The organism is Streptomyces sp. JNUCC 64 (genome assembly GCF_054484115.1).
In genome coordinates, this window is the sequence record NZ_CM137015.1 from 3,728,973 (window position 1) to 3,745,062 (window position 16,090).

General features: G+C 73.8%; 15 protein-coding genes. 5 read left to right on the forward strand and 10 right to left on the reverse strand.

The features are described from left to right. Positions 1-204 precede the first annotated feature (204 nt). Genes ACVWNX_RS15205 through ACVWNX_RS15215 form a run of 3 tightly spaced genes read right to left on the reverse strand, consistent with a single transcriptional unit; the run spans position 205 to position 2,770 of the window. Complete coding sequence (locus tag ACVWNX_RS15205; RefSeq protein ID WP_454414464.1) at positions 205-1,299, reverse strand: ABC transporter permease; 1,095 nt, start codon at positions 1,297-1,299, stop codon at positions 205-207. Beyond that, on the reverse strand, positions 1,296-2,255 hold the full coding sequence (locus ACVWNX_RS15210) for an ABC transporter ATP-binding protein (protein ID WP_454414465.1): 960 nt from the start codon (positions 2,253-2,255) through the stop codon (positions 1,296-1,298). Before ACVWNX_RS15210 ends, ACVWNX_RS15205 begins: the two co-directional genes overlap by 4 nt. Further along, positions 2,252-2,770, reverse strand: coding sequence for a GntR family transcriptional regulator (locus ACVWNX_RS15215; RefSeq protein WP_454414779.1), 519 nt, complete (start codon positions 2,768-2,770; stop codon positions 2,252-2,254). The genes ACVWNX_RS15210 and ACVWNX_RS15215 overlap by 4 nt, the downstream gene beginning before the upstream one ends. Before the next feature lie 727 nt (positions 2,771-3,497). Between ACVWNX_RS15215 and ACVWNX_RS15220 the strand changes: the two genes are divergently transcribed. The 3 genes from ACVWNX_RS15220 (at position 3,498) to ACVWNX_RS15230 (ending at position 7,160) form a co-directional block, all read left to right on the forward strand. After that, complete coding sequence (locus tag ACVWNX_RS15220) at positions 3,498-4,691, forward strand: S1C family serine protease (RefSeq protein WP_454414780.1); 1,194 nt, start codon at positions 3,498-3,500, stop codon at positions 4,689-4,691. Between the two features lie 130 nt (positions 4,692-4,821). Beyond that, positions 4,822-5,559, forward strand: a complete 738-nt coding sequence (locus ACVWNX_RS15225; protein ID WP_454414466.1) for a response regulator transcription factor — start codon at positions 4,822-4,824, stop codon at positions 5,557-5,559. 185 nt (positions 5,560-5,744) lie between these two features. Next, a complete protein-coding gene (locus tag ACVWNX_RS15230) occupies positions 5,745-7,160 on the forward strand; it encodes a sensor histidine kinase (RefSeq protein WP_454414781.1) in 1,416 nt (471 codons plus the stop codon). A 142-nt stretch (positions 7,161-7,302) separates the two neighbouring features. Here the strand turns inward: ACVWNX_RS15230 and ACVWNX_RS15235 are convergent, their stop codons facing one another. Further along, positions 7,303-9,126, reverse strand: a complete 1,824-nt coding sequence (locus tag ACVWNX_RS15235) for a bifunctional metallophosphatase/5'-nucleotidase (RefSeq protein ID WP_454414467.1) — start codon at positions 9,124-9,126, stop codon at positions 7,303-7,305. 169 nt (positions 9,127-9,295) lie between these two features. Here ACVWNX_RS15235 and ACVWNX_RS15240 point away from each other — a divergent pair, with 169 nt between their 5' ends. After that, complete coding sequence (locus tag ACVWNX_RS15240) at positions 9,296-9,559, forward strand: hypothetical protein (protein WP_454414468.1); 264 nt, start codon at positions 9,296-9,298, stop codon at positions 9,557-9,559. A 264-nt stretch (positions 9,560-9,823) separates the two neighbouring features. Here ACVWNX_RS15240 and ACVWNX_RS15245 read toward each other — a convergent pair whose 3' ends face one another. From ACVWNX_RS15245 to ACVWNX_RS15260, 4 genes are all read right to left on the reverse strand, one after another. Beyond that, positions 9,824-10,501 carry a hypothetical protein gene (locus tag ACVWNX_RS15245; protein WP_454414469.1) on the reverse strand — a complete coding sequence of 226 codons (678 nt, stop codon included), beginning with the start codon at positions 10,499-10,501 and terminating at the stop codon, positions 9,824-9,826. Then, entirely contained in the window at positions 10,498-11,748 is a 1,251-nt protein-coding gene (locus ACVWNX_RS15250) for an ABC-2 family transporter permease (protein ID WP_454414470.1), read from the reverse strand. Before ACVWNX_RS15250 ends, ACVWNX_RS15245 begins: the two co-directional genes overlap by 4 nt. Further along, complete coding sequence (locus ACVWNX_RS15255) at positions 11,745-12,464, reverse strand: ATP-binding cassette domain-containing protein (RefSeq protein ID WP_454414471.1); 720 nt, start codon at positions 12,462-12,464, stop codon at positions 11,745-11,747. Before ACVWNX_RS15255 ends, ACVWNX_RS15250 begins: the two co-directional genes overlap by 4 nt. A 145-nt stretch (positions 12,465-12,609) precedes the next feature. After that, positions 12,610-13,140 (reverse strand): hypothetical protein, encoded by a 531-nt coding sequence (locus tag ACVWNX_RS15260; RefSeq protein WP_454414472.1) that lies wholly within the window; start codon positions 13,138-13,140, stop codon positions 12,610-12,612. 224 nt (positions 13,141-13,364) lie between these two features. On the opposite strand from ACVWNX_RS15260, the gene mshD reads away from it, so the two are divergent. Then, positions 13,365-14,291, forward strand: coding sequence for a mycothiol synthase (gene mshD, locus ACVWNX_RS15265; RefSeq protein WP_454414473.1), 927 nt, complete (start codon positions 13,365-13,367; stop codon positions 14,289-14,291). A 135-nt stretch (positions 14,292-14,426) separates the two neighbouring features. Here the strand turns inward: mshD and ACVWNX_RS15270 are convergent, their stop codons facing one another. Together ACVWNX_RS15270 and ACVWNX_RS15275 are read right to left on the reverse strand one after the other, a co-directional pair. Further along, positions 14,427-14,756 carry a YciI family protein gene (locus ACVWNX_RS15270; protein ID WP_454414474.1) on the reverse strand — a complete coding sequence of 110 codons (330 nt, stop codon included), beginning with the start codon at positions 14,754-14,756 and terminating at the stop codon, positions 14,427-14,429. Positions 14,757-14,971: 215 nt separating this feature from the next. Then, entirely contained in the window at positions 14,972-15,994 is a 1,023-nt protein-coding gene (locus ACVWNX_RS15275) for a LacI family DNA-binding transcriptional regulator (protein ID WP_454414475.1), read from the reverse strand. Between the last annotated feature and the right edge of the window lie 96 nt (positions 15,995-16,090).

Consider the following 16,090-nt stretch of genomic DNA (forward strand, 5'->3'; position numbering starts at 1 on the left):
GGGTGGCAAGCCCGTCTGAATGCGCGGTGACGGGGAGGTGACGGGGGCGGAACGGTGGGGGCGGGGGTGGGACGCGGGTGGGAACGGGGCGGCCGGGGGACGGGGACGGGTGGAACCGGGCGGGCCCCCCGACCCGCCCGGTTCCACCCGTCCCGGTCGGTGCCCCGGGCTACGGCGCCCGGGGCACGGCGCCTCCGAAGGGACTCAGGGCACCAGCCTGCGCAGCACCCTCAGCGCGATGAACACGACCGCCGCCGCCACGGCCAGGACCAGGGCGGTCTCGACCAGCTGGAGCGGCCAGAAGTGGGACTGGGGGTGGTAGTCGGCCCAGCGTCCGGTGATCCCGCGGTCCGCGAGACAGGCTTCGTACGCCTTGTCGCCGCCCTTGCTGCCGAACCGCAGGGCGTCGCAGGGCTGGAAGTCCCTGGCCAGCCGCTCGCCCGAGGACTTGAGCAGCCCGTAGTCGATGACGTGGGCGTGGCCGGGCATGGGCCACTGCTGCTTGTCCGAGAGCGCCCACTCGACGCTCTTGGACGGCCAGAGGTACATGCGCACCTGGTGGAACGCGACGAGGCATCCCCCCGTCAGCACCGTGGTCGCCGCCATCGCCGGCAGCACCCGGCGCAGCACGAGTCCGGCGAGGGCGCCGACCGCGACGCCCAGCACCAGATAGGACACCAGGACCGGGCCGAGCGCCGGGAAGGTGTACTCCTGCGACCAGGCCCAGAGAGTCTCGGTGGACGTCGCCCGGACGAAGCGGAACAGCCCGACGCTGACCACGCCCACCACCGTCGCGACCACGGCGGCGAGGACCAGCCGTCCGGTCAGCCAGCTCCGGGGGGTCTCGGCCTGGGTCCAGGCCAGCCGGAACGTTCCCGCCTCCAGCTCCCGGGCGATCAGCGGACCCGCCGCGAAGAGCGCCCCGAGCAGGACCGGCGCGAAGATCCAGCCGTCCATCTCGGTGCCGAGCAGGCGGTACCAGGACGCCGCCTGCTCATAGCCGAAGAGGCTCTCCTCGCATTCGAGCAGGGTCTTCAGACGGTCCCCGCTGGCCATCTCGCCTTCTCGGAGCATGCAGCGCTCCCGGTCCGGCGCCAGCCGCTGCCACAGGTACAGCCCGAAGGTCACGACGGCGGCCGCGACCACCAGGATCCCGCTGGTCAGGATCGCGCGCCGGTGCACCAGGCGGGCGGACCGCAGGGAGGACAGCAGGCCGTGGGCGGCCGGGCTGGCGGGGGTCCCGGGCGCCCGGTCCGGGGTCGGGGCCTTCGGCCGGGTGGTGGTCTCGGGGGCGCTCACGCGGCCACCTCCGTACGGGCGCGGGCGGCCGGGTCGGCGCTCGGGGTGAGCAGGGCGGGGGCGCCGGGCGAGCGCAGATGGGCGAGCAGCACGTCCTCCAGGGTGGGTTCCACGGTCTCCCAGCCGGGGCCCACGGGTCCGGAGGGGCGGATGAGGGCGGTGGTGCCCCGGCCGGTGGCCCGGGACTCCACGACGGTGTGCGCGGACAGCTCCTCGACCGGTCCGCGCCCGGTGACGTGCGCGTGGGCGGCGGTCAGGTCGTCGATGCCGCCGCCGAGCCGGACCCGGCCGCCGTCGACGAGCAGCAGGAAGTCGCAGGCGGTGGCCAGCTCCCCGAGGATGTGCGAGGACATCACCACGGTGGTGCCGTGCTCGGCGGCCTCCGCGAGGAGGGTGCCCATGAGCTGGTGGCGGGCGAGCGGGTCGAGGTCGGCCATCGGCTCGTCCAGGAGCAGCAGCTCGGGCCGCTTGCCGAGGGCGAGCGCGAGGGCGACCCGGGTGCGCTGGCCGCCGGAGAGGTTCCGGATCCGGGAGCCGGTCGGCAGGGCGCCGTGGCCCTCGCCGTCGCCGTCACCGCCGCCGATGATCCGGCGGGCGATCGCGGCGTCCCAGCGGCCCGGGTTCAGCTCGGCGCCGAGCCGCAGCGTCTCGTCCACGGTGAGCCGGGGGTACAGCGGCTTGTCCTGGGAGACGTACGCGATCCGGGGGCGGGCCGCCGCCGGGTCGGTGCCCAGGACGGACAGGGTGCCCTCGGTGGGGTGGGCGAGTCCGGCGGCGAGGGTGAGCAGGGTGGACTTGCCCGCGCCGTTCGGCCCCACGACGGCGCACACGCGCCCCGCGGGCAGCCGGAAGCCGCAGTTCCGCAGGGCCCAGCCCCCCGTTCCCCCGGCCGTCCGGGCCCGGCGCCCGCCGTAGCGTTTGCCGAGGCCCTCCGCCTCGATGGCGGTCTCGGTCATGCGGTGTCCCCCTCGTGCTGCCGCCCGTCGCCGGACGGTGCGGTCGGATGTGTCGGTCGGTTCGTCCGAGCCGGGCGCGCTGCCTGTGCCGCCCGGGTCGGTTGTGCCTGGTCCGGCGGTGTGGCGGGCGTCCCGCCGTCGGCGCCGAAGTGCTCGTCCAGGACCGAGGCGACCAGCGCGGACACGTCGTCACGGTCGAGTCCGGCGGTACGGGCGCGGACCGCCCACGCCGCCAGTCCGGCCCGCAGCGGTGAGTCCGCCGCCCCCGCCCCGAGGGTCCGGCGCACGAAGGTGCCGAGGCCGCGCCGGGCCTCCACCAGCCCTTCGCGCTCCAGCTCCCGGTACGCCTTGAGCACGGTGTTCGGGTTGATGGCGGTGGCTTCCACGACCTCGCGGGCGGTGGGGAGCCGGTCCCCCGGTTCCAGCAGTCCGAGGCGGAGCGCCTGTTTCGTCTGCTGGACGATCTGGACGTAGGTGGCGACGCCACTTCGCCGGTCGATCCGGTACTCGACCACTCGGTCAACCACCCTTTCACTAATTGAGTAGTGAAAGGGTGGTGCAACAGGGCGGTGATCGTCAAGCGGAAACCGGAACATCACCTCTGACCTGCGAGAACATCGAGCCGTTTCGCATCACGCGCCCCAATCGAACCCTTGCGCCCCGCGCCCTTATATCGGGCATACTCGCTTCTGTCGGGCTTCTCAGCTCGTCCTCAGCCCGCTCTCATACGCCCCGGCCAGGCTCATGGACATGACCGAGAGCCTCCGCCGCGACGGCGGTTACCCCGAGCGTGACGACGAGCAGCGGTACGGCGCCCAGACCGGCGGGGCCCCGGACGCGACCACCCACGCGACCACCCACGCGACCACCCACGAGACCTCGCACGCGCCCCAGGGCCACGAGGCCCCCCGGGCGCACCACCCGTACCCCCAGCCGCACCCGCACGGCGGGTACGGGGGCGCGTACGGGGGCGGTGGCGCGTACGGCGACGCGACCGCCGGACGGCACGGGGACGCCGTCGGACGGCACGAGGACGCCGGGCGCCCGGCGTGGGCCTCGTACCCGCCGCCGCAGGGCCCCCCGTCCCCGGTCGGCTACCCGCCCCCGCCCGCCGAGCCCCCCGCACCTCCCGGAACCACGGGCGGACGCCCCTTCGCGGGGTCCGCCGCCGACTCGTCCACGGCCGGTGCCCCGGTCTCCTCCTCGACCGGGTCCCCGGCCGTGGACGCCGACGCCCCCACGATCACCTACGGCACCAGCCCGGTCCCGGAGGGCGCCCCCGCCCCGACCGTCCCGGCCTCGCCGACCGCGCCGACCGCGCCGCGTCCGCCGTCCGCCCCGGACGCGTCGGCCGGACCCGTCGCCCCCGTGGCGGCGGGCGGCCCCGTGGCGGCGGGCGGCCCCGGCCCGGAGGGCCCCAGCGGTCTCGGCGACCCCAGTGGTCTCGGCGACCCCAGCGGCCTCGGTGACCCCGCCGCCCCCGGCGACCCCGCTGCCCCGGGCGGCCCGGGTGCCCCGGGCGGCCCCACCGGCCCCGAGGCCGTCTCCGAGGAGGGCGCCCCCGCGCCCGCCCCCAAGCGCCGCGCCCGGCGCCCCTTCGCCCTGCTGGCCGCCGTGGCGATCGTCGCCGCCGCGGTGGGCGGCGGCACCGCCTTCGGCATCCAGGAGCTGACCGGCCGGGAGACCACCAGCGCCGCCGTCCCCGCCAGCCCGGTGTCCACCGGCAGCCGGGGCACGGTCGCCGGGGTCGCCGAGGCGGTCACCCCCAGCACCGTGGAGATCAAGGCGTCCGGCGGCGCGGGACAGTCCACCGGCTCGGGCGTGATCATCACCGCGGACGGCGAGATCATCACCAACAACCACGTGATCTCGGGCGCCTCCACCGTTCAGGTGACGACCAGCGACGGCAAGCGGTACACCGCCGACGTCGTCGGCACCGACAGCAAGAAGGACCTGGCGCTGATCAAGCTGCGGGACGCCTCGGGGCTGAAGGCCGCGACGCTCGGCAGCTCCAGCCAGGTCCGGGTCGGCCAGGAGGTCGTGGCGATCGGTTCGCCCGAGGGCCTGACCGGCACCGTGACCAGCGGGATCGTCTCCGCCCTCAACCGTGACGTGACGGTCGGCAGCGACCAGGAACGCCCCCGGGAGCCCGGCGGCGGCTGGCCGTTCGAGTTCGACGGCCGGGAGTTCAACGGCGACACCGGCTCCAGCACCACCACCTACAAGGCGATCCAGACCGACGCCTCTCTGAACCCCGGCAACTCCGGCGGCGCGCTCATCGACATGAACGGGCACATCATCGGCATCAACTCCGCGATGTACAGCCCGAGCGGCGCGGGCGGCGGCGCGGCGGGCAGCGTGGGCCTCGGCTTCGCCATCCCCGTCGACACGGTGAAGGCCGACCTCCCCGCGCTGCGCGCCGGGACGAAGGGCTGACCGGCCCCGTACGGTACCCAGGAGGCCCCGGCACCGCGGCCCGACCGCGCCCGCCGGGGCCTTCGCCCGAGCCCGGGACCGCCCGAGCCCGGGATCACCCCGCACCCCACCCCACCCCGGAGCCGCACCGATGAACTCCGCCCCCGACGGCGAACAGCAGCGCGTCCTGATCGTCGACGACGAACCCGCCGTGCGCGAGGCCCTGCAACGCAGCCTCGCCTTCGAGGGATACGCCACGGAGGTCGCCGTCGACGGCGCGGACGCCCTCGAACGGGTGGCGGCGACCCGCCCCGGGCTGATCATCCTGGACATCCAGATGCCCCGGATGGACGGACTGACCGCGGCCCGCCGCATCCGGGCCGCCGGGAACCGGGTCCCGATCCTGATGCTGACCGCCCGCGACACCGTCGGGGACCGGGTCACCGGACTCGACGCGGGCGCCGACGACTACCTGGTCAAGCCCTTCGAACTGGACGAACTCTTCGCCCGGGTGAGGGCGTTGATGCGACGCGGCTCCTACGCGGCGAGCGCCGGACAGGCCGAGGAGGGCGACGTCCTGTCCTTCGGGGACCTGCGGATGGACCTGGCCACCCGCGAGGTCCGACGGGCCGGGCGCCCGGTGGTGCTGACCCGGACCGAGTTCACCCTGCTGGAGATGTTCCTCTCCCATCCCCGCCAGGTCCTCACCCGCGAACAGATCCTCAAGTCGGTGTGGGGCTTCGACTTCGAACCGACCTCCAACTCCCTGGACGTGTACGTGATGTACCTGCGCCGCAAGACCGAGGCGGGCGGCGAGCCCCGGCTGGTGCACACCGTCCGGGGCGTGGGGTACGTCCTGCGGGCGAGCGGCCCGGAGGCCACCACGTGAGCGGGACCGCCCCCGGCCCGTCCGGCGCACCCGGCACGTCCGGGGTGCCCGACCCGTCCGGGACGCCCGACGGACCGCACCCGCCGACCGCCCACCCGGCGGGGAACACGGAACCGGACCAGCTCCGGAGCCCGGGAACGGGGGACACCGGACCGGAGACGACCGTACCGGAACGCGGTGGCCCGCTGCGCAGACTGCGACGGCTCCCCCTGCGCTCCCGGCTGGCGCTGCTCGTCGCCGCCACCGTGGCCCTCGCCGTGGCGACCGTCGCCGTGGTCAGCTGGTTCGTGGTGCGCGAGGCGCTCGTCGTCTCGCTGGAGAAGTCCCTGATGACCAACCGGCCCGACTCGCCCGGGCTGTCGATCCTGGTCAACGACAAGGCCCGGTTCAACTGTCCGCCGGAGGACCCCAGCGAGGAGAGCGGCCTGGCCGGAGGCGTACTCCAGGCCGTCGACGGCGACGGCGACAGCTGTCTCCTCTACGGCCGCGCGCCCCTCACCGTCACCGAGTCGGACAAGGAGGTGGCCCGGGGCAACCTCAGCCAGGTGTTCCACACCGCGCGGGACGCCGACGGCCAGGAGTACCGGGCCCTGACCTACCGGGTCAGGGGCGTGCCCTACGCCATGACGATCGCCCGCCCGCTCTCCGAGATCGACGACGCCCTCTCCAACCTCGCCCTGGTCCTCGCGCTGGCCGCCGGGCTCGGCGTGGTCATCGCGGGCGCCACCGGCACCCTGGTGGCCCGCACCGGACTGCGCCCGGTCAACCAGCTGACCCGGACCGTGGAGCACGTGGCCCGCACCCAGGACCTGACCGTGCGCATCCCCGCCGAGGGCGACGACGAGATCGCCCGGCTGTCCCGCTCGTTCAACGCGATGACCGCGGCCCTCGCGTCCTCCCGGGAACTCCAGCAGCAGCTCATCGCGGACGCGGGCCACGAGCTGCGCACCCCGCTGACCTCGCTGCGGACCAACATCGAACTGCTCGCCCGCAGCGAGGAGACGGGCCGGGCGCTGCCGCCCGCCGACCGGGCCGCGCTGCTCGCCTCCGTCAAGGCGCAGATGACGGAGCTGGCCTCCCTCATCGGCGACCTCCAGGAGCTGTCCCGCCCGGACAGCGCCAGCAAGGTGCGGGTCCTGGCCCTGCACGACCTGGCCGACCTGGCGCTGCGCCGCGCCCGGCTGCGCGGGCCGGAGCTGACGATCACCGCCGACCTCGCGCCCTGGTACGTGCGCGGGGAACCGGCCGCGCTGGAACGGGCCGTGGTCAACGTCCTCGACAACGCGGTGAAGTTCTCCCCGCCCGGCGGGGAGATCGCGGTGGTGCTGCGCGACGGCGAACTGACCGTACGGGACCACGGGCCGGGCATCCCCGCCGAGGAACTGCCGCACGTCTTCGACCGGTTCTGGCGCTCGCCGTCGGCGCGCGCGCTGCCCGGCTCGGGGCTCGGGCTGTCGATCGTGGCCCGCACGGTGGAGCAGTCCGGCGGCGCGGTGCGCCTCCAGCGGGCCGACGGCGGCGGCACCCTGGTCACGGTGCGGCTGCCGGGCGCCCCGACCCCGCCCCCGGACGGACCGGGCGGCCCGGCCGACGACGCCTGAGCCCGACGGACCGGCCCCGCCGCGCGGGAGACGGGAACGCGGGAGGGGGTGGTAGGGACGGATTCCGTCCCCACCACCCCCTCCACCCCTTCCGGGAGCCCCTTCCCTGGGGAAGGCCCCCGTGCGGGGGGACCGTCCGTGCTTACCGCACGACGGTGATGCGGTCCGCCTTCGGCGGGTTCAGCGGCGCGGTGGCCGACGAGTTGGCGCCGAGGTAGTCGGTCATGGCCTTCAGGTCGTCACCGCCGACCAGCATGTTCTTGCCCTTGCCCAGCTCGGTGAAGCCGTCGCCGCCGCCGGTGAGGAAGTTGTTCAGGACGACGCGGTAGGTGGCGTTCGGGTCCAGCGGGGCCCCGTTCAGCCGGACGGTGGAGTCGACCACGCGGTCCCCGCCGGTCTTCGTCAGGTCCAGCGTGTAGGTGAGGCCGGAGGAGACCTGGAGGATCCTCGGGGAGGCCGTGTTGTTGCCGGTGACCTGCTGCTTGAGCGCGGTGAGGAGCTGCGCGCCGGTCAGGTCGACCAGGTTCACGGTGTTGCCGAACGGCTGGACGGTGAACGCCTCGCCGTAGGTGACGACGCCGTCCCCCTCGGTCCCGCTCGCCGCGTAGGTGAGGTCCGAGCGGATGCCGCCCGGGTTCATCAGCGCGACGACGGCCTTCGGGTCCAGCGCCTTGCCCTGCGCGAGCTGCGCGTCCGCGATCAGGTCGCCGAGCGGGGTCTCGGGCGCGGTGGAGCCACGGCCCGGGAGGTCGGCGGAGATGTGGCCGACGGGACGGTTGGCGACCGGCGCGGCCAGCGTCTTCCAGCGGTCGATCAGCCGCGTCATGTCCGGCGCCTTGGGCTGGTCGCGACGGACCACGTGATTGGTGGACTTCACGCTGGTGCGGACGATGTCCTTGGTCCGGCGGTCGTAGGTGAGGGTGGTGTCGGTGTAGAGACGGCCGAAGGACGCCGCCGAGGTCACCGTGCGCGGCTTGCCCGACGGGTCGGGGATGGAGCACGCGTACGGCTGGTGGGTGTGGCCCGTGACCAGCGCGTCGACCTGCGGCGAGACGGCCTTGGCGATGTCGACGATCGGCCCGGAGATGCCGTCGCCCGCGCCCGGGGAGTCACAGTCGTAGTTGTACGCGGTGGAGGCCGGGTAGCCGCCCTCGTGGATCACCGCGACGATCGACTTGACGCCCTTGCGCTCCAGTTCCTTGGTGTACTTGTTGATCGTCTCGATCTCGTCGTGGAACTTCAGGCCCTTGATCCCGTCCGCCGCGACGACGTCCGGGGTGCCCTCCAGGGTCAGCCCGATGAACCCGATCTTGACGCCCTTCTCCTTCCACACCCAGTACGGGGGGAGGACCGTGCGGCCGTTCTTCTCGTAGGTCACGTTCGCCGCGAGGTAGGGGAAGTCCGCGCCCTCGAACTTCCGGCCCTCGACGAAGCACCCGGCCGTCGGGTGACAGCCGCCGTTCTGGATGCGCTGGAGTTCCTTGTTGCCCTCGTCGAACTCGTGGTTGCCGACGCCCGCGACGTCGAGGTCCAGCTCGTTCAGCGCCTCGATGGTGGGCTCGTCGTGGAACAGCCCGGACAGCATGGGGGTGCCGCCGATCAGGTCGCCCGCGGCGGTGGTCACCGAGTACGGCTTGCCCTTGCGGGCCTCGCGCAGGGAGGTGGCGAGGTACTCGACGCCACCCGCCGGTATCGACTTGGTGGTCCCGTCGGGCTGACGCTCCGTCACCGTCCCGGAGGACCCCGACGGGGGCTCCAGGTGACCGTGCAGGTCGTTGAAGGAGAGCAGCTGGACGTCGACCGTGCGGGACTTGCCGTGGCCGTGGCCACGGTGACCGTCACGGTCGCCCCGGCCGGAGTCGGCCGAGGCGGGAAGAGCGGCGGTCAGCGCGCCGACGGTGGCGGCGGCGGCCACCGCCGCGAGGACGCGGATGGTCCTCCTGGACGGAGTCGGATGGGTTCGCACGGGCCCCCCTGGGTGGGTGCGGTTGTCGGTGGAACGTCGGGGGCAGCCTAGGGTCAACGCGCGTAGCGCAACAGGGGGTGAGGGTCACGGACTGGTTGCGGCCCGGCGAACGGCGGGGTACGGGGCCGGGGCGGCTCCCTGGGAACCCACCCTGATGGATACTCCCCTCATGTCCGATGCCGTCATCCAAGTGTCCTCCGCGACACATGACCGTCTGGCCGCCGTCGCGAAATCGCGGGGGACGTCGATCGGCGCGCTGACGCGGGAACTCGTGGAGACCACGTTGACCGGCGAGGAACAACGGGAAAGGGCCGAACGGACCCGCGCCTACCTCGCCGAGCACTTCGGCGTGGAGGTGAGCGACGAGGAGAGCGCGCTGATGGGCCGCGCGCTCCGGAAGGCGTTCGCCGGTCAGCGGGACGCCACCACGTGATGCGGGGTCGGTGTGCTCACCGACACGAGGCGCGCGGAGGAGGCCGCCCGTCCCCCGGCACGGCGGAACCGCGCGAACGACCGCACCGCACGGACCGGCGGAACCGCACGGACCGGGAGGGGGACGGACGTCAGCCCCGGCGGCGGCTGCGGATCCTGCTGACCTTCCGGAAGAGGAGGGCGAGGCCGAAGCCGATGACGTTGACCAGGACGAGCGCGACGACGACGCTCCACACCTGCTGCATGGTGGTCCTTCCGTCCCGCTCTAGGGGAGCGGGCGCTTCTGCTGACGGGGCGTCCCGCGCGCCGGAGCGGCGGGGCGGGCGAATCGCCCGATGTGGCCGGTGAACCGGGGCGCGACGGCGTAGAAGGAGCAGGCCGTCAGGGAGAGGGCCGCGGTGACGGCCCACTGGCCGGTCGTCACGGTCTCTTTCATGATCATGGCCCATCCGTAGTAGCCGGGTTCGGAGGGGGGATACCCGAAGAGCATGCAGATCAAGGTCAGGGAGACCGGAGGCAGCCAGGCGAGGGTGGGCCCGAGGAGTCCGGTGGCGAGGACGGCGAGCGCCGAGTGCAGCAGCACGTTGCGCACGGCGGGCTGCCAGGCGAGCTCCGGCCCGGCGAGCTGGGCGGTGGTCACGGCCGCGCAGGCGAGGCCGGTGAGCGCGAGGAGCCAGCCGACGCGCGCCGGTACGAGGCGGGCGGGCTCGGGGAGCGGGACGCGGGCGGTGCCGTGGGAGCCGATGCCGACGGCGATCCCGGCGAGTACCGGGAGGAGCAGGAGGAGGGAGACGGGGGTGTCGAAGAGGAGGAACCCGACGCTGTCCAGCATGGCCTGGGCACAGAGCGGGGAGAGCGCCGCGGTCACCGCGAGGAGGACCAGGGCGGGGCGCGCGGCGTGCACGCCCGCCCAGGCCCGCAGGGTGCGGGCCGCGCCGGTCACGCGCTCTCCAGGGCGCACGTCCGGTGGCCGCTCTTGATCTTCTCGACCTCCCGGGGCGAGAGGATCTCGGGAGGCGCGGGGAACTCCCTGGGGTCGACCTTGACCCCGGCCGCGTTCAGCAGCGTGGCGTAGAGGGAGAACTCCTCCTTCCAGTACGCGGGGCCCGGGCCCGGCTCCTCGTACATGAGGTCGCAGTGCAGGGGCCGGACGAGGGCGGAGGCCACGTCCTCGATCCGGACCTCGCCGGAGGCGTAGGAGTCGGCGGGGATCTCCATCCCGGTCACGGTGGGGTCGCCGACGCGGTAGGTGCGGCTCAGTTCGTCGAAGCGCTCCGGCACGAGGGACGTGTATCCGGCCGCGTCCGCGGCCTCGGTGAGGGTGCGCACGTGCCCAACGACCTGGGCCTTGAACCGCTGGTGCTCGGGGTACAGGCAGATCTCGGGCGCGGTGCCCGAGCAGTCGGTGGGCGCCGCCTCGACGGAGGTGAGCCGGTCGGCGGGCAGCACGTGGGGTCCGGCGGCGACCAGCACGACCGCCAGGGCGGCGCACCCGCCGCCGACGGCCGTGGGCAGCCGCAGTCCGGAGCGCTGGAGCAGCGGCAGCCCGATCAGCAGCGCGCCGGTGACGACGAAGAGGACGAGCTGGGCGGCGAGGTATCCGGGGGCGTAGTCGTAGCCGAGCCGGGAGACCGTGGCGCCGCCCAGGGAGAGGAGGTTGAAGCCGGAACTGCCGCCCTCCCCGAGCAGGTAGATCAGGGCGAACGCCCCGACGGCCGCCACGGCACCGGCGACCAGCGGGCTGGCGAAGCGGCCGACGGCCGACCCGAGGGCGGCGTACCAGACGACCGCCGCGCTCTGGACGAGCGCCGCCGAGACGACACCGGCCCACGGAACCGAGCCGTGCGCGCCGCTGACGACGAGGCCGACGACGATGGTCAGCAGGTGCACCGCCAGGACGGGACCGGCGGCCCACGCCACGGCGCGCAGGTACGGCCGGTGGGGCCGTCCGGTCGTCAGGACGAGGTGGATGTTCCCGGGCCGGGACAACCGGGCGGCGTCGACCGCCGCGCCGCCCGCGAGCAGCGGGCCGAGGATGAACAGGGCGATGGCGAACCAGTCCACCGTCCACAGCGCCTCGCCCCGCCAGGGCATGCCCCGCTGGGCGAAGTTCACCGCCTCCAGCACCACGGCGGGCAGCGCGAGCCAGGGCCCGACGAGGGTCTTGAAGGCGTACCGTGCGCGCGTCACTCCGCGTCCCCCATCAGCGTGGCGATCGCCCGTTCCAGGTCCGTGTCACCGGGGGCGTCGGCGGCCGCCCGGCCTTCCAGCGCGGGCACGTCGCCGTCGAAGACCACCGATCCGGCGTCGAGGACGACGACCCGGTCGGCCAGGCCCCGGACGTCTTCCACGAGGTGGGTGGAGACGAGGACGACACGGCCGTCGGCGACCGACGAGATCGTCTCGCGCAGGGCGATGCGCTGCCGGGGGTCGAGTCCGGCCGTCGGCTCGTCCAGCAGCAGCAGGGCAGGGTCGTGGATCAGCGACTGGGCGATGCCGAGCCGTCGCGCCATGCCGCCCGACAGCGTCCGGATCCTGCTCCCGCGCCGTTCCGTCAGGTTGACGCGCGCCAGGGCGTCGGCCACCGCGCCGGAGCGCCGCTTCGGGGGGATCCGGTGCACCCAGGCGACGTAGTGCAGGAACTCCTCACAGGTGGCGCCGCGCGGCAGGTCCGGCTCCTGCGGCAGGTACCCGAGTCGGCGGTCCCCGCCGGTCTCCAGGGTGATGGTCCCCGAGGTCGGCTTCTCGATGCCCGCCGCGAGACGGAAGAAGGTCGACTTCCCCGCCCCGTTGGGTCCGACCAGACACGTCACGCCCTCGTCCAGCGCGAACGACAGCGGCCCCAACTGGAAACTTCCCCCGTGGTCCTTGACCAGTTCCTCACAGCTGAGGCGATGCTCACTCACCGGTGCCGATCTCTCTCCTCGTGTACCGACATGGGCCGTGCGAAGGGCCGGCCGCCGTCGCGGCCGCGCGGCTCACCCGCCGCGCGGCCGCCCGCGTCAGGCGCGGCGCCGTGTGCCGGGGCGGGGTCGCCGCCCCCGGCGCGGGTCAGTACTTGTCGCCGCCGTCGGTGTAGGACCAGCCCGTCGCCGGGTCGCTGCGCCACGGGATGTCGAGCAGGGCGCGCACCTTGCCACGGGCGTAGTCGGCGGTCCCCGCCACACCGGTCGAGGCGCTCTTGTACACGTAGGACTTGCTGCTGTGGTGGTCGGTCTCGTCGCTCGCGTGGTCCCAGTACTGCTGGGTGCAGGACATGTACTTGGACGCCTGGACGCAGTAGCCCGCGTTCACCTGCGTTTCGAGCTCGACGTACACCTTGTGGTCGTCGGCGTTCGACAGCTTGCTGTAGGTGCTCGCCTGGGAGCGGGTCCCGCTGGAGCTGTTGTAGACCTTCCAGGTGCCGTAGGCGTAGCCGGTGCTGCCGTAGCCGGTCACCTTCAGCGGGTTCGAGCTGGCGTTCCAGGTGCGGACGGAGTTGAGCGCCTGCGCGGCGGTCGGGACCGCCCCCACGGCCACCACGGCTATCACGCTCGCGCCGACCGCGCGTCTGAGCATGGTGGAGCGCTTCGTCTGAGACATGCTTCCCCCGGAAGAATGATCGTTCCCGTAAGCGATCGACAGCAGTGGTCGAGCACTTCATCGATCGCGTTGACACGTTGAAGTTATAGAACACGTCGGATGGAACACATCATTCCGCGTGGTCTCTGAGGTATATCTGAGGCTCCCGCCGCCTCCCGGGACCCACCCGGGCGCGTACCGGCGCACCCCCGCCCCCTTCCGCCCCCGCGCCGTAAGGTCGGAGCATGACGAGTGAGACTGTGCCCGTGGGAGGGCCGCTCCGGCGGATCGAGACGTTGACGGCGCTCACCGCCGGGCAGGCGGACGCCGTACTGGAGCTGATCGCGGAGGCCGCCCGGGCGGACGGCCAGCCCGCCGTGTCCGAGCAGGGGCGGCTGCATCTGCGCGGCGGCGCCCGGGACGGGGTGAGCCATCTGCTGCTGCTCGTCGGCGACGCGCTCGTCGGCTACGCGCAGCTGGAGGACACCGACCCGGTCGAGGCCCCCGCCGCCGAGCTGGTCGTCCGGCCCGGCGAGCGCGGCCGGGGCCACGGCCGCGCCCTCGGCTCCGCCCTGCTGGCCGCCTCCGGCAAGCGGCTGCGGGTCTGGGCGCACGGCGGCCACTCCGCCGCCCGCCACCTCGCCCAGGTCCTGGGACTGACCCTGTTCCGCGAACTGCGCCAGATGCGGCGCCCGTTGACGGACCTGGACCTGCCCGACCCGGTCCTGCCCGACGGCGTCACCGTACGGACCTTCGTCCCCGGACAGGACGACGCGGCCTGGCTCGCGGTCAACGCCGCCGCCTTCGCCCACCACCCCGAACAGGGCTCCCTCACCCAGCGCGACCTGGACGCCCGTACCGCCGAGCCCTGGTTCGACCCGTCCGGGTTCTTCCTCGCCGAGCGCGACGGCGAACTCGTCGGCTTCCACTGGACGAAGACCCACGCCGAGGAGGGACTCGGCGAGGTGTACGTGGTCGGGGTGCGCCCCGGCGCCCAGGGCGGCGGCCTCGGCAAGGCCCTCACCACCATCGGACTGCGCCACCTCGCGGCGACCGGCGTGCCCACCGCGATGCTCTACGTCGACGCCGACAACACCGCCGCCGTGAAGGTCTACGAACGCCTGGGCTTCGTCACCCACGAGACGGACCTGATGTACCGCTCGGAGTCCTAGGCACCGCGTCGACCGGCCGGGCCGGGGGCGGTTCGGGTCACCCCGGGCCGGACGGGCCCGGCCCGGGGCGGGGTCCCCGCCACCGGAAGCGGCGGGCCCGGGGAAGCGGTGTTCCCCGGTACGCGACGGGCGGACTCAGACCACGGCGACCCGGCGCACCTCGACCCGGCCGTACCGGGCGGTGGGGATCCGGCGGGCCCAGGAGACGGCGGCCTCCTCGTCCGGCACGTCGAGCACGTAGTACCCGGCCACGGTGACGCCCGGCGCCACGCCGTCCGTGACGACCGCGCCGCTCTCGCGGACGGTGACCGTCCGGCCCTCGGCGCCGGGGTGGAACCCCGCCTCGTGCACCTTTATCCCGGCCTCGGTGAGTTCCTGGTCGAGGGCGATCCACTCCGTCACCTCGTCGTCCCCACCGGGTCCGGCGGCGGCGGGGTCGTACGAGTAGATGAGTGCGAACTGCATGGTCTGCTCTTCTCTCTCCGGGCGACCGCGCCCCCGGCCGCCGGAGCGACCTGACGCGGTGCGGGTGTCCGTCGGTCCCCGGGTAGACGACGCGGGGAACCGTTTCTCATCGGTGGCCGCGCCACCGGTACTCCGCGCCACCGGTACTCCGCACCGCTGGTACCGGACGGCGCCGGTACCGGACGACGCCGGAACGGGACGGGCCCGGAACGGGATCAGTGGCAGCCGCAGGACCGGCGGATCACCAGACGGGACGGGAACAGCCGCAGCCGTTCCCGCCGGGAGCCCGGCACCCGCAGCCCCTCGTCCAGGACCAGGTCCACCGCGGCGCGGGCCATCGCGGGCCGGTCGGAGGCGACGGTGGTCAACGGCGGATCGGTCAGCCCGGCTTCCTTCACGTCGTCGAACCCGGCGACGGCCAGTTCGCCCGGCACGTCGATCCGCAGCTCCCGCGCGGCCCGCAGCACCCCGATGGCCTGGTCGTCGGTGGCGCAGACGATCGCGGGCGGCCGGTCCGGCCCGGCGAGCAGCTCCAGCGCGACCCGGTACGCGTCGTACCGGTTGTAGGGGGCCTCGAACAGCCGCCCCTCGATGGAGCGCCCCGCCTCCGCCATGGCCCGGCGCCAGCCCTCGACGTGGTCGGTGACCGGGTCGCCCACCACCGGGGTCTCCTCGATGCCGCCGAGGCAGGCGACGTACGGGTGCCCGTGCTCCAGCAGATGGCGGGTGGCGAGCTGGGCCCCGCCGATGTCGTCGATCACCACGGCCACGTCCTCGATCGCCTCGGGCCTGCGGTGCAGCAGCACCACCCGGGCGTCCCAGGCGTCGATCTCGGCGGCGGCCGTCTCGCTGGGGCCCTGGCTGACCAGGATCAGACCGGAGACCCGCATTCCGAGGAACGCCCGCAGATAGTGCACCTCGCGTTCGTCGAGGTAGTCGGAGTTGCCGACCAGGACCATCTTGCCGCGCTCGGCCGCCGCCTGTTCCACCGCGTGGGTCATCTCCGCGAAGAACGGCTGCCGCGCGTCCGGGACGATCATGCCTATGAGGTCGGTGCGACGGGAGGCCATCGCCTGGGCGACCCGGTCGGGGCGGTACCCCAACTCCTTGATCGCGGCGAGCACCCGTTCCCGGGTGGCCGGGGCGACCGGCCGGGGTCCGTTGTTGATCACATAGCTGACGACCGCGGTCGACGTACCCGCCAGTCGCGCCACATCGTCCCGAGTCACCTTGGCCACGCGCGAAGTCTACGCGGAGAGACCCCAGTTTGAGCAGGTCGTCCGCCCGCTGGAATCCCATGGTTACCGGGGTGCGACGGGACGGTGACCCGTCTC